The 13,604-nt window shown below is 63.0% G+C and carries 14 protein-coding genes and 1 tRNA gene; 7 read left to right on the top strand and 8 right to left on the bottom strand.

Annotated features, from left to right (window positions below; all coding sequences use genetic code 11):
• Positions 1-307: 307 nt before the first annotated feature.
• Complete coding sequence (locus ABH922_RS04195; RefSeq protein ID WP_424805728.1) at positions 308-991, top strand: TerD family protein; 684 nt, start codon at positions 308-310, stop codon at positions 989-991.
• A 181-nt stretch (positions 992-1,172) separates the two neighbouring features.
• Positions 1,173-1,346, top strand: coding sequence for a hypothetical protein (locus tag ABH922_RS04190; RefSeq protein WP_424805727.1), 174 nt, complete (start codon positions 1,173-1,175; stop codon positions 1,344-1,346).
• An 18-nt stretch (positions 1,347-1,364) separates the two neighbouring features.
• On the opposite strand, the gene ABH922_RS04185 is transcribed toward ABH922_RS04190, so the two are convergent.
• A complete protein-coding gene (locus ABH922_RS04185; protein WP_424805726.1) occupies positions 1,365-2,012 on the bottom strand; it encodes a SnoaL-like polyketide cyclase in 648 nt (215 codons plus the stop codon).
• A 405-nt stretch (positions 2,013-2,417) separates the two neighbouring features.
• Here ABH922_RS04185 and ABH922_RS04180 point away from each other — a divergent pair, with 405 nt between their 5' ends.
• Entirely contained in the window at positions 2,418-3,083 is a 666-nt protein-coding gene (locus tag ABH922_RS04180; RefSeq protein ID WP_424805725.1) for a TetR/AcrR family transcriptional regulator C-terminal domain-containing protein, read from the top strand.
• Here ABH922_RS04180 and ABH922_RS04175 read toward each other — a convergent pair.
• Positions 3,080-4,075: an ABC transporter substrate-binding protein gene (locus tag ABH922_RS04175; protein WP_424805724.1), complete on the bottom strand. Its 996-nt coding sequence runs from the start codon at positions 4,073-4,075 to the stop codon at positions 3,080-3,082. The genes ABH922_RS04180 and ABH922_RS04175 overlap by 4 nt on opposite strands.
• An 83-nt stretch (positions 4,076-4,158) precedes the next feature.
• Between ABH922_RS04175 and ABH922_RS04170 the strand changes: the two genes are divergently transcribed.
• From ABH922_RS04170 to ABH922_RS04155, 4 genes are all read left to right on the top strand, one after another.
• Complete coding sequence (locus ABH922_RS04170) at positions 4,159-5,058, top strand: siderophore-interacting protein (RefSeq protein ID WP_424805723.1); 900 nt, start codon at positions 4,159-4,161, stop codon at positions 5,056-5,058.
• Positions 5,059-5,184: 126 nt separating this feature from the next.
• Complete coding sequence (locus ABH922_RS04165; protein ID WP_424805722.1) at positions 5,185-7,809, top strand: LuxR C-terminal-related transcriptional regulator; 2,625 nt, start codon at positions 5,185-5,187, stop codon at positions 7,807-7,809.
• A gap of 35 nt (positions 7,810-7,844) precedes the next feature.
• Positions 7,845-8,246, top strand: coding sequence for a hypothetical protein (locus tag ABH922_RS04160; RefSeq protein ID WP_424805721.1), 402 nt, complete (start codon positions 7,845-7,847; stop codon positions 8,244-8,246).
• Positions 8,247-8,585: 339 nt separating this feature from the next.
• The gene (locus tag ABH922_RS04155) at positions 8,586-8,936 is read left to right on the top strand and encodes a hypothetical protein (protein ID WP_424805720.1); all 351 of its coding nucleotides are present in this window, start codon (positions 8,586-8,588) and stop codon (positions 8,934-8,936) included.
• Here ABH922_RS04155 and ABH922_RS04150 read toward each other — a convergent pair.
• From ABH922_RS04150 to eno, 6 genes are all read right to left on the bottom strand, one after another.
• Entirely contained in the window at positions 8,933-9,301 is a 369-nt protein-coding gene (locus tag ABH922_RS04150) for an SdpI family protein (protein WP_424805719.1), read from the bottom strand. The genes ABH922_RS04155 and ABH922_RS04150 overlap by 4 nt on opposite strands.
• A gap of 486 nt (positions 9,302-9,787) precedes the next feature.
• Positions 9,788-9,861, bottom strand: a tRNA-Leu gene (locus ABH922_RS04145).
• 115 nt (positions 9,862-9,976) lie between these two features.
• On the bottom strand, positions 9,977-10,924 hold the full coding sequence (locus ABH922_RS04140) for an exopolyphosphatase (RefSeq protein WP_424805718.1): 948 nt from the start codon (positions 10,922-10,924) through the stop codon (positions 9,977-9,979).
• Positions 10,921-11,463 carry a DUF501 domain-containing protein gene (locus ABH922_RS04135; protein WP_424805717.1) on the bottom strand — a complete coding sequence of 181 codons (543 nt, stop codon included), beginning with the start codon at positions 11,461-11,463 and terminating at the stop codon, positions 10,921-10,923. The genes ABH922_RS04140 and ABH922_RS04135 overlap by 4 nt, the downstream gene beginning before the upstream one ends.
• Complete coding sequence (locus tag ABH922_RS04130; RefSeq protein ID WP_424805716.1) at positions 11,460-12,146, bottom strand: FtsB family cell division protein; 687 nt, start codon at positions 12,144-12,146, stop codon at positions 11,460-11,462. The genes ABH922_RS04135 and ABH922_RS04130 overlap by 4 nt, the downstream gene beginning before the upstream one ends.
• Before the next feature lie 21 nt (positions 12,147-12,167).
• Positions 12,168-13,454 carry a phosphopyruvate hydratase gene (eno, locus tag ABH922_RS04125; protein WP_424805715.1) on the bottom strand — a complete coding sequence of 429 codons (1,287 nt, stop codon included), beginning with the start codon at positions 13,452-13,454 and terminating at the stop codon, positions 12,168-12,170.
• Positions 13,455-13,604 lie beyond the last annotated feature (150 nt).

Raw genomic sequence — 13,604 nt, 5'->3', positions numbered from 1 at the left:
CGCGAGTCCGGACGCATCGAAAAGGGCCTGGACTGCTCCTCCCAACATTAGCCGGCAAACGCGGGGCTCGCCCGCCGGCAGACTCGAACCGATACCTGAACGCCGCCGATCGACAGTACTAACGGAACGTATCGCCCGCAGTAATCGCAACTGAAGTTCCGTGGACCAGCTTGATCTCGGCGTGTCGCGCAGTGACGGCACCGGCATCCTCTCAGGGACAATGGAACGCGACCGCCACTCACGTCGACGTACGCCGTCGGCTCGCACCACGATCGAACTTTCAGTAGTTCAGAGAAGGACTCGCGTCATGGCTATCGATTACAACCGTCCATCGAACGGGCACGATCCACAGTCTGCCCCGGTCAGCCTGAGTAAGATCACACTCAGCAAATCAGCCCCGACGGTCAGCCTGTCCAAGGCCGGGCAGGCACAGGGGAACATGCGTGTGAACCTCAACTGGTCGCAGGGCGTCGCCCCGAAGAAGACCGGATTTCTCGCGAAACTCGCCGCGATCGGGGCGCCGTCCGGAGCCGTGGATCTCGATCTCGGGTGTCTGTACGAGCTCGCCGACGGCACCAAAGGAGTTGTCCAAGCACTGGGGAACAGTTTCGGTTCGATTTCGAGTGCCCCGTTCATCAGTCTTGACGGCGATGATCGAAGCGGCGCGGGCGCAGGCGGCGAGAACATGCATGTCAACCTCGCCGATCCGAGCGTGTTCCGGCGCATTCTCGTATTCGCCATGATCTACGACGGTGCACCGAACTGGGCAGCGGTCGACGGCGTGGTCACACTCTTTCCCACCAGCGGTCCTCAGGTGGAGGTGCGGCTCGATTCTGCGGTCGACCAGGCGCGCATCTGCGCCATCGCGTTGATTCAGAGCTCGGGGCAGGGAGTGACCGTCACACGCGAAGTTCAGTACATCAACGGCAGTCAGTCGGATCTCGACCGTGCATACAGCTGGGGGCTGAACTGGACCGCAGGCCGCAAGTAGACCACCGGCGGTAAACACCGCGTTCGGTGTGTACCGCCGACAGTAGACACATCAGCACACTGCAGATCTCCCTGGATTCCCCTCGATTCCAGGCAGATCTGCAGTTGTGGATGATGAGGACAAACTGCTAGTTGATTGTTAAACTACTTTTGCCCGATCATCCAGCCGATGGAGACAGCCCATGCCCGACACCGCCACTCGCCACCCGTCACTGCGCTCGCGCGTGGCATACGTCGCCGGCGCTGTAGCCGTCACAGCACTCGTTCTGCTGGGTGCCCACGCGGCCGACCCGGATCGCAACCAGGACATCTCCATGGGCTCCACCACAACCTCCGCGATCGTCGCCGGCAACTGAAACACCTGCCATGAGCGCTCAGTGCGCTACTGGGCAACGGCCCTTCAGCTGATCGAACATGATGCCGACGTCGAAGTAATGCTCGGAGGAGACGATCTTCAGGTCGTCGTTCAAGGTCACCACCGACGTGCCGAACATCTCGAATTCACCGCCGTCGCCGGCCACGCCGTCGAAGACTCCGGTCATCGTGCCCCAGTGCCGCCACTGCAGAGTTGCAACCGGCAGCGCGACGGTCAACCTGGTCAACTCCCACAGGAAACCCTCCGGGAAAGCCTGGTGAAAAACTACTTCCGATGAATCGAAGTCGTGCTCGGACGCCCGATAGTCCGGACGTTCACCGATGAACCAGTTGTATGCACCCTTGTCGGCGACTTCCTGCGCCGTTACCGCCGGCCCACCGTTGGTCTTCATCGTGAACACTGTGGGATCGACCGATATCCACGTGGCCGCGTCAGCCTTGTACGACGCCTCCATCTCGAACACCCTCACGAGGTTGGTAACCGAATCCTCGAGGCTCCCCTCCTCGAAGTTCACCTGACGCTCCGCCGCCAACCGGTCCATCGTCAAGGTGTAGTCGGGCTTACCACTACGCCATACCGAAACATCTTCGGCTGCAATTACATCCGCACGCGGACTCAACCAGAGCGGTCTTGTCGTCGCAGTCATGAACGGTCCCCCAGGTCCACTTACACTTGAAATATCCACAGCCACATCGCTGCCCTGCAGCCACTCCCCGGCCACAGCGCCTCACGAGAATCACACGAGCCGATCGCGTTGTCCATTCAGCACCGGCTCGCAATTCGGACAGGATTTCCTGCGGCCCTTCGAACTACGCGCCAGGCCGTGCCGACCTTTCCTCTTACAGGTCAACAGCATTCGCTGCGGAACGGAAAAACCGTCCGAGCCATCCAATACTCAGATTTGCGGCTATTCCGACCTAAGTCCTCGATATCCACACGTAGAGCCCGAAACCGTCGCACCCGAAACGGCGGCGACGCCCGCTCCGCATCCTGCATGCAGTACACACCTCGTAGAATGTGACACGATGCGAATCGGACAACGGAGGTACGTGTGGCGGGCAACGAAAAGACCCGACAGCCGCCACGCGGCCGGCCCCGAACCATCACGCGCGAAGCGTTGGTGGCCGCCGGGATCAAGGCAACCTTGCCCGCCGTCACGATCGCTGGAATCTCGGCAGAGCTGGGCGTCTCCTCCGTCGCGCTGTACAAGCACGTTCCCTCACAGCGCGATCTGCGCCTTCTGGTGGCCGAGGGAATCCTCGAACAGTGGCAGCCGCCCGCGCCGTCCACCGTCGACCTGGTCGACTATCTCACCGATATCGCGATATCCCTGCGTGAACTCGTGATCTCCCACCCCGGAATTGCCGACTATCTGGCCCGCCTGGAATCGGGATCACGGGTGAGTCTGATGAAATTCGAGGCGACCCAGCGCCGGCTTGTCGAGTTGGGGCTCGAACCGTGGCAGTCGTCCTGGATGGCGTCGACCGTCGCCCAGTACGCACTCGGGGTGACAGCGGTCTTCGACACGGAAACGTCGCGCGAGCACCGCAGCGGTGTTCTGGCCGAACTCACCGACGATTTCGAGGTGCTACCGATCAAACACGCCCACGCCCATGCTCTCGGGGACGAAGCCGTCTTCCGATGGGGCGTGCGCGGCCTGATCCGGGGATGCCTCACCCAACTGGCCGACGACGATCCGCGACCGGTTGACCTCTAGAGTCTTCCCACGTACGGCTTCAGGAGATCGATCAGGTAGGGAATGCTCGCCGCGTTCGGCGAATTGAATCCCGCGCTGACCGTGATATCGGTGGCCAGGACACGGTCGGCGCGCACGACGTCGAGGTTGCGATACAGCGGATCAGCTTCCAGATCGGACAAGCTCTGTGGACTGGTGCCCGAGACGACGAGCACGTCGGCGTTGTCCAACAACGAGAGTTGCTCACGGGAGACCCCCACCCGTTCGTCGGACCGCGACGGATCGATCGTCGCCGTGGCGAACCCGAGAGCGGAGAGGAATCTACCCGCGGAAGCGTCTGGACTGTTGACGAATGCCACCTGCTCCCCGAGAACGTACGCCACGGCAATGGACTTTCCGGCAATCTGAGGATTCGACGTTCGTATCCCGTCGATCGCGTCGTTCGCCCGCCCGATCAGCGCCTCGGCTTCGTCGCTCACTCCGAGAGCGAGACCGATCTGTCGCGTCTGGCCTTCCCATGCCCCGCGCTCGGTTCCCTTGCCCGAATCGGTGTGGGTGATGGTTGGCGCTATCGCGTCGAGCACGGCGAACATGTTGTCGTCGATCAGCCATTGTGGCCCTGCGATCAGATCCGGTTCCAGCGCCGCAAGTTGTTCGACGTTGATCTGACCGGCGGGAATGACCTCGACATCCGCGCCTTCGAGAGCGTCGGCAACCCAGGGCCCGAGTGGCACGGCTGCATTGGGTCCGTCGGTTCGGTACGCCACCGGCATCGTACCGAGCGCGACGATCGGCGAGAGATAGTCGTCGGAGAGTGCGATCACCCGCGTCGGCCGCGTCGGGATCGTCACGTCACCATGCGTCGTCGACACGGTCACCGGGAACGCCGCATCCGTCGCCGATGCCGGAGCGTCGCCACGCGAGTCACCCCCGGAGTCACATGCGGACAACGTCGCACCCAGGATCACCGCCAGTCCCACGACAGCCGTCCACGACTTCCATCTCGTACCCATGCCGACACCATCCTTCGTTCCCAATCCAACATTAGTTTAGTTAGGTTAAACTAAATAACACTTCACACGTACGGAGGGTGACAATGCAAGGGATTCGAGAGATGGTTCGCGCCTGCGCCCAGGGCGATCGCGAACGGCTGACCTGCACGGCGACAGTGACGAAGGTGTCCAGAATCTCCCGACATTTCATTCGAATACAGCTGACCAGTCCCGGCTTCGACCGGTACACGCCCGCCCCGGCCGACGCCTTCAGGCTCCTCCTCCCCCAGCATGCTCGAGCATCACCGACCGGCGAGGAAGGCATTCCGGCCCGTGTTTCGATGCGGGCCTTCACCGTGCACTCGTTCGACCGTCGATCCCGCACACTCGAATTCGACGTACTCGACCATGCACACGGTCTGGTTGCGAACTGGCTGGGCTCCATCGTCATCGGATCGGCCGTCGAGTTCATCGGAATCCGAAGGGAGTTCGCGCTCGATCCGTCGACGACCGGACTCGTCGTGATTGCCGACGCCTGCGCGTTGCCCGCCGCAAGTGCCGTGCTGGGGGCCTCCGCGGAAATTCCGTACGTTCACGCCCTTCTCGAAGTCCCGCACAGCGAAGACTTCCGCCTCGTTCCGGAGTCGGTGTCGACACACTGGCTGGTGTGCGAAAACTCGTCGGCAGGCCTCGGCAGCAGCCTCGAGCAACTCGTGCTCGAGCAGCCACCGTTCCCTCCCGGTACTCAGTTCTGGCTTGCGGCCGAGTCCGGAGTTGTGCAAAGAATTCGCCGGTATCTGTTGAACGACTGCGAAATTCCGCTGAGTTCACTCCACGCGTACGCGTACTGGAAATACAGCGTCACCGCCGACGAACGCGACGCACGCGACCTCGCGGCTTACACCGCCGCATCCGAGAGCGGCGCCGACGTTCTCGATCCGGAGGTGGTCGACCGGATCGAGTTCGGCCGCAGCCTCCTACCCGAAGACACGAATACGAGGTGAAATCGGGGGTGAATTTTTTCTGGAACACTCCACGGCAATCCGTTACATGCCGGCATTACCTGTAACTTCTTCAGCGGACTGTTCGCGCGCACGCGGCGATCGGCGACGCACAGGGAGGCCATGCTCATGCTCGGCAGCTACCGGCCTAACCGCGCAGACCTTCCCGAACTACCTTTCGGCACCGAAGGGGTGCCACGGCGAGCACAATTGGCCAAACTTGATCGCCACGCATCACTGACCGTCATCCGCGCACCTAGAGGCTACGGTAAAACCACCCTGATCGCCTCGTGGCTGCGCACGGTCCCGGTCACCGAACGCGTCTTCGTCTGGATCGCCGAACCTGATCCGCACATGACGGCGCGGCAGTACTTCAACCGCGTGCGACGTCACCTCCACGAGGCCGGAATCGATCTCCGGACGCCGGTTGCCGAACCGGATCACGATCCTGTCGCCGACATCATCGGTGCCCTGAGCACTGTAGTGCGCCCCGTCGCACTCGTACTGATCAGACCCGACAAAATCGACGCAAGAGTGGACGATCAACTCGTCGACATCGTCAACCGCTGCCCGAAACTCAGCATCATCGTGACGCTCACCGGCCGCACCTCGTTTCCCGAACCGCATCTACTCGACGTCGAACAGGAATCCGTCACGGCGACGGACCTACTCCACAGTCTCGACGACACGAAGAACGTGATCACGGGAGCGGGCGCAAAGCTCCATTCGGGCGAAGCGGAGTGCATCCACTCGACAGTCGGTGGCCTACCCGTTCTGGTGCGTCGCGCAGTTTCGGTGGTCAAGAATCTTCCGGCCACAGCTGGTCGTAAACCCGTTCTGGAGCACAATCTTCGTCAGATGCTCGAACATTACACCAATGAATTCGTCCTGCGCGAAGCAAAGCTGTTCGGACAGTACGATTTTGCGTTCGCAACGTCGATCGCACAAACCCTGACCGTCGAGCTCGCCGGACACCTCTACGAATCGTCGGACAGTGTCGAGCAGACGCGGGAGCGACTCCTCGCACTCGAAGCGTCGGGCATCCTCCTGCACCTTCCGACCGAAACTCAGGAAACCTGGGCGTTCGCGGCACCGATCCGCGTGTCACTACTCGCACTCCAAACTCGCACGGGACTCGACCTGCCACAACGCCTGACCGATCTCGCGTACTACCTGCTCGAGGCCGGAAACCGGACGTCAGCGCTCGACTACGCGGTCGAGGCACAGAACTGGGACCTGGCCGCCCAGATCATCGAACAGCACTGGGTGTCCCTGATCGTCGACGACCTGGCATCGGTACGATCGGCGTACCAGCAGATACCCGCCGCAGTCGCCGACCGGAATCCCGCTGTCCAGGCCGGCCGCAACCTGTTCACGCGATACCAGGCCGATCACATGAGCATGGACAGCACTCTTCCCGAATCGATCACCGAATTACGCTCTCTCGGAGCAAGTCCAGGTGCCGGAATCGCGCTGATCAACGGTTGCGTTCAGGCACTCATGCAGATCCATTTCGGCGAGTACGACCGTGCAGCACAGACCACCGGGCGCCTGATCGTCCTCAGCCAGAGTGTCCTGGAGCATGATTCGGAGTCGATCAGCGCCCAACTCCCCCTGATGCGAATGCAGTGGGCCGTCACGTATCAATTGACCGGCCGATTCACAGACTCGAGCGCCAAGGCGCGAGAAGCATACTGGGGCAGCATCTCCCACGGTCTTGATTTCGCCGCCCGCAACGCCGCGGGCATCGTCGCGATGAACTGGGCAATAGTCGGCGAACCCACTCAGGCCCGATACTGGTCCGACCTCGAGAACAAACACCTGGGCGCGAAGACGAACCTGGAGCCGGTAGTCAAGGTCGCCGGTCTGACGGCACGAGTATTGACGTCCGTCGACGTCCTCGACCTCGACGCCGCGGAGCGCGCGCTCGCCGAACTGGGCCATCCGACCGCGAGCGAAGAACTCTGGGTGGGGGAATCGTGGGCGTTCGTCGTGTACGCGCACAGCCAGTTCGCGCTTGCCCGCAACAAGGCGTTCGCAGCACTGTCGCTACTGCACCGGACCATTGCCGCTCATACAGCGCAATGCAATCCCACGTCCTTCGCATTGCCACTGATGCGCTCTGCCGAGATCGATCTGCTGATCGCGCTCGGAGAAGGCAACCGGGCCGAGGCACTGGCTGCCACCGTCGATACCCCGTCGGCAAACCCTTGGACGTTGGTTTCCGTTGCACGCCTGCGGCAACGGTCCGGAAACAACGATTCCGCAATCGCCCTGTGCCACCAGTTCGACTGGGCAGGTGAGCCGTACCCCCGAGCGCATATGGAATCGCTGTTGATCCAAGCTGTTGCGTACGCCGAACTGGGTGACGAATCTCGCGCGTCCGACGCCTGGTCGAAAGCATGTGCCATCGCAGATCAAACGGGACTGCTTCGACCCTTCTCGACCATCGCGTACACAGATATCGATAGACTGGAATCGGCGGCACCGACCCACTCGTGCGCCCTTGCCGATTTCATGGAAACGTCTGCGCTCGAAATATTTCCGCGATCCGTACACATCGTCAGTCTGACCGATCGGGAGCAGCTGGTCCTGACCTTCCTCTCCCGGAACATGGGGTCGGCAGCTATCGCCGTCGAATTGTACGTCTCCGCGAATACCGTCAAGAGTCAGCTGCGAACCTTGTACAAGAAACTCGACGTGCACAACCGCGACGAAGCGATCGCGAAAGCGCACTCTCTCGGATTCATCTGACGCCAACACCGATGGCAGGCTCGCCTATCCCGCCCGTGACCAGAGCGGCCGAGCCGTGGTCAGGAGGCACGAGAAGTACCGATAACTCGATTCTTCCGTTCGCGGCGTCCATTCTCGTTGCAACGCAGGTTGTCGAGAAGATCATGCAATCGAGCAACCTCCAGGTGCGCGGGCTGATCGGTCTCGTCGTCGTTGCCGTGGCACTCGGATGGCTGACACTGCTCGACGCCGACGCCGAGTACTCGACAGGGATGTTCGCGCAGCTCATGGTGAAGGGACTAGGGGTCGGCACTGCCCTCGTCCCGTTCTCCGTCGTCATCGTGTCGAGTACCGCACTACAGGGCACCGGTATCACGGCCGGAATCCTGCAAACCACACTCACAATCGGTAGTTCTCTCGGTGTCAATGCTGCTACTGATTGCGTTCGACAGTCATGACGGGAACGAATTCGATGCCATCAGTACCGTATTCGCGGGCACGACCGGTTCTCGATGATCGGCTTCGCCGTGACAGATCTTTTCTGGTTTCCACCTGGCCGAGCCGGCGTTACCCGCCAGGCGAGGTGAGGACGATCCCACGAAACTTCTCGACTCCGATTAGCTGGTGCGCAGATCCGACGTCGACGAACCGTTCAGCTTCAGTGTTCGTCGCAGCACCGAAACCATTGCGGCTACACTGATCGCGTCGGCATTTCGGCCGTCCCTGCACCGCCTGCGCCACGTCACGGCGTTCCACATGAGAATTCTCCACGAACGGGCCTCAGTCTTTTCCCGCCGATGAGGCGACATCGACCGCGCACCCCCAGATCGGACGGCGCGGCACTGCAATTGCTGGCCGAATGGCGCAGCCACGTCCAACGCACCGAAGACCGAGTTCGTCGTGGTAACGAACCTCCTGCCTCGCGGTGGCAGGACCAGAGCGGCCCCACCGGATGTCCGGCATGTGACGGCGAGGTCCGGCACGATCCTCGCGCTCGTCTCGAAGCTCTGATCCGCGGCGGCGGCAGACGTGCCCATCGATTGGCGGCGGAGGTGGCCCGACTCGACGATCGCTACCGAGACGTGACCGTCGAAAACGGCGCACCGTCAGCGCTTCCCTGGTGGAATCGTCGGATGCCGTGGCGCTAACCCCATGGGCGGGCGGCCCGGTCTCCGCGCAGACTTGCATCGACGAGCATCGCCGTCACGACAGTGAACGCGACTACTGCTGTCACCACCGACGAGATCGACCCGAACCCGACCACCAGTGCCACTACGAGGTGGAGGGCGAGGCCGAACGTGCCGACATATCCCGTGCGCCTCAGGTACGGCGCTGCGACACGGTGTGCGACTTGCCAGGCCTGCGGTGTGGCCATCGTTGCGGCCGTTCGTATCCCGATCACAGCGCTCGGCTGATCGCCGATGAACCTCGGCATGAAGAACCCGACCGCTACCAACATCACCGTCCCTGCGGAAAGGCACAACGACAGCGCTGTAAGTTCACCGGCCTCCATAGAACGAGTATGTACGAATTCACTGAAATTTCCACAAGCGCCGCCAGCGCGAATTATCGTTCCGCTCTGATTCAGATCAGAACACCACCAGTGTGTTCCGCGACAAACGTGGGCTTTCGTGCTGTGCTGTCGCCCGTCGATCTCGGGATACTCTCGAAGTAGCGGCGACAAGCACACCCGATATCGACATGGACTCACGCGCACGCTACTGTCTTGGACGAATCATTCCTCCCAGAGGATTCCTGAGAAGTCGCCGTTCGCTCACGCAGACGGCGGCTTTTCTGATTCTCGGTACAGTCTTCATTCGGATCGCCCGATAGGCCGTCGTCACAGCTGTAGTATTCGCAGGGTCGATCGTGTACGAAGCATCGACCGACCTGGCCACCTGCCTTCGTCTGCGCGGCTCGCCCGATCTGGGCAGGAGCCCCGCGACCCCACTCAGTGCGGCGTCGCACCTAGACGAACTCGAATGCTGCGCGCATAGCGTGCCCCCAGTCGGACTCGAACCGACACTTGACGGATTTTAAGTCCGTTGCCTCTGCCAATTGGGCTATAGGGGCTCACCGCCCCGGTTGCTCGGGGACGGTCTCAGACTAGCGGGTGGGTTCCGGGCCGGTGAGAGGCCCTACCGATTTCCCGGAATCCATCCGGCATAGTCTTGTGGTACAGGCGAACTCAGGCGATCGAGAGTGCGATACCGTCGAGGATGTCGTGCTCGCTGACCACCAGTTCGGAGATCCCGGCTTTCTCACTCAGCGCGTCGGCCAAGACGGTGGTGACGATCGCTCCCCCACCGATGACGTCGACGCGCCCCGGATGCATGGGTCCGAACGCAGCGCGCTCGCTGCGCGGCATGGTGATCAGCCGGTTGCAGACCTCCGCCAACTGGTCGAACGAGATCCGCGACAGGTGTACCTTCTCCGCGTCGTACTCGGGAAGATCTTGCGCGATTGCCGCCAGCGTGGTCATGGTGCCGGCAACACCTACCCAGGTGTGGGCCTGCCCCACCGGAACGGCGGCAAATGCCTCGGCAAGTTTCTCGGTTGCGAAAGCCCGCGCTTCGCTCACCTGTTCGGCGGTGGGCGGGTCGGACGGCAAGCAGCGCTCGGTGACCCGCACGCAACCGATGTCGGTGGAGTAGGCAGCCTGCACACCGTCGGCGTCGCCGAGAACAACTTCGGTGGAACCGCCGCCCAGATCGACGACCACAAACGGACCCTCCGACGGATCCAGCTCACCCACAGCGCCGCTGAACGAAAGTCTGGCTTCTTCGTCGCCGCTGATGACCTCGGCTCCGGCCCCGGCGACGACTGCGCCCAGCACCGTCTGCGTCATGGCGAAGAAGTCGTCACGATTGGCGGCGTCACGGGTTGCCGAGGTGGCAACCATGCGCACTGCGGTCGCACCGGCTTCTTCGATCATCGACGCGTACTCGACGAGCGCCACCCGAGTTCGCTCGATGGCTTCGGGCGCAAAGGACCCGGTGGCGTCGACGCCCTGGCCCAGCCGGACCACCCGCATCTCGCGACGGACGTCGGTCAGAGCGCCGTCCGCGCCGACGTCGGCGATGAGCAAGCGGATGGAGTTGGTGCCGCAGTCGACGGCGGCGACGCGACGAGTCACTGCTTCGCTGCGGCGTCGTCGATGCCGGGCCAGTCGGCGGGAATCGCTGTTCCCCGCAGCTTTCCGTGCGCAGCCAGTGCTACCGACTCGTCGCCGAGCGGGTTGACGCCCGGGCCCTTCGCGAGTGAATGGGCCATGAGGACGTGCAGGCATTTGACGCGGTCCGGCATCCCGCCACCGGCGAAATCGGTGCCCAGGGATTCGATGGCGTCACGCTCGGCGAGATACGACTCGTAGGCCCGGCGGTAGGCGGCGGCCAACTCCGGATCCCGGGTGAGCCGCTCACTCATCTCGCGCATGACGCCGGCCGATTCCTGGCGGCTGGCCTCGGCGGTCAGCCGGGGATCGGTCAGGTAGTACAGCGTCGGGAACGGGGTTCCGTCGGGGAGTTTCGGGGCGGTCTTCACGACGCCCGGCGTACCGTCCGGGCTGCGGTACGCGATGTCGAGCACTCCGCGCGGCTCACGCCCGAGTTGCGCAGCGACGGCGTCGAGGTCCGCCTGGGGAACCTGCGGGGAATTGTCGGACGGATTACTCACCCGGGGGGTACTCCTTCTAGTTCTGGCTGCTGAGGCGGCGGCGGAAGAGCAGGCGCCGGCGTCGTCTCGGGCGCTACTACCGGCTCCGAGATCGACTGCCACAGATCGCGATACCACGGACCTGTCAGCGGGGTTTCTTTTTCTTGCTCTTTCACGGGTTCTTTGTAGTCGCCGGGCAACTGCACCTGATAGGGCGTTTCACCCGGTTTCACGTACCGAAGCCGTTCCCTGGCAAGCGCTTCGATGTAAGCGGGGTCGTTGAAGCGGTCGTTCTGGCCCCGCAACTCGGCGACCTCGTCTTCGAGCACCCGACGTTCGGCCGCCACCTGCGCGGCATCGGATCGCTGGGTGATGTACGTGCGCAACGGAACTGCCAAAGTGAGTGCAAGCATGAGAACGACAACGGCAAGCACGACAGCCCGGCTGGTGGACATACCGAAGATCTTGTTGTCGGAGCTGGGGAGCTTGGACCAGAACTTGCCGGCCGGCCGCTTCGACTTGCGGGAGGCAACCTTCGCCGCCCCACCGACCGAAGCGGACTCCGCTGCCGGGGTAGCCGATTCCCTCGTCCGCGTCCGCCTGCCGCCCTCTCGCCGTGCCCGCGAAGTGGTGTCCCCACGACGGGAACCACGACCCCCCGGGCTTCCACCGGGGGATCGTGGTTTACCGCGCTGTGCAGACACCTACCTGCTCTTACGTCTTCGTCAGGCCTCGAACGCGAAACGCGGGAACGCGACCTCGCCGGCGTACCGGGCGGCGTCACCGAGGTTTTCCTCGATACGCAGCAACTGGTTGTACTTCGCGACGCGCTCGCTGCGGGCGGGAGCACCGGTCTTGATCTGGCCGCTGCCGACGGCAACGGCGAGGTCCGCGATGGTGGTGTCCTCGGTCTCGCCGGAGCGGTGGCTCATCATGGTCTTGTAACCGTTGCGGTGTGCGAGGTCGACGGCGTCGAGGGTCTCGGTCAGGGTACCGATCTGGTTGACCTTGACCAGCAGTGCGTTGGCCGCACCCTTGACGATGCCTTCTTCGAGGCGCTCGGGGTTGGTGACGAACAGGTCGTCGCCGACGAGCTGAACCTTGCCGCCGATCTGGTCGGTGAGTGAGACCCAGCCGTCCCAGTCGTCCTCGTCGAGCGGGTCCTCGATGGAGACGAGCGGGTACGCGTCGATGAGCTCGGCGTAGAAGGCCGCCATCTCGGCTGCGGTGCGGTTCTTGCCCTCGAACTTGTAGCCGGTGCCGTCCGTGTAGAACTCGGTGGCAGCCACGTCGAGGGCGAGCGCGACATCGGTGCCCAGCTTCAGACCGGTCTTGTTCACGGCGACCGTGATGAGGTCGAGTGCTTCCTTGGTGCCTGCGACGTCGGGAGCGAATCCGCCCTCGTCACCGAGACCGGTGGACAGACCCTTCTCCTTCAGGACCGACTTGAGGGAGTGGTAGACCTCCGCACCCCAGCGCAGCGATTCCTTGAAGCTCGGTGCTCCGATGGGGGCGACCATGAACTCCTGGACGTCGACGCCGGTGTCCGCGTGCGCGCCACCGTTGAGGATGTTCATCATCGGCACGGGCAGAACGTGGGCGTTGGGACCGCCGACGTAACGGAAGAGCTCGAGTCCCGAGGACTCGGCAGCGGCGCGAGCGACGGCCAGCGAAGCACCGAGAAGCGCGTTGGCGCCCAGGCGCGACTTGTCCGGGGTACCGTCCGCGTCGAGCAGCGCTTGGTCGACGGTGCGCTGTTCGGTGGCGTCGATACCGATGATGGCGGGAGCGATCTCGCCGAGCACCGCCTCGACTGCCTGCTCGACGCCCTTGCCGCCGTACCGTGCGCCACCGTCACGCAGTTCGACGGCCTCGTGCTCACCGGTGGATGCGCCGGAGGGCACGGCGGCCCGGGCGAAACTTCCGTCTTCGAGCAGAACCTCGACCTCAACCGTGGGGTTACCACGGGAATCGAGGATCTCGCGAGCTCCGACCTGCTCAATACTGGCCACTGTGTGGTTCTCCTTCGATGGGCTTCGCATTGGGGCACGCGCTGCGTGCGTGACACTTCGGTTCGACCCCGCCGGTCGACAGAAATTACCGATGGTCATCGGGTCTCTGTAGTGCCAGCACACAGCCTAACCGCAGGAGCTCCACCGTTC

The sequence above is a fragment of the Rhodococcus sp. 27YEA15 genome, assembly GCF_049739425.1.
GTDB lineage: Bacteria > Actinomycetota > Actinomycetes > Mycobacteriales > Mycobacteriaceae > Rhodococcus_F.
This window is presented reverse-complemented; position numbering and strand designations above follow the sequence as displayed.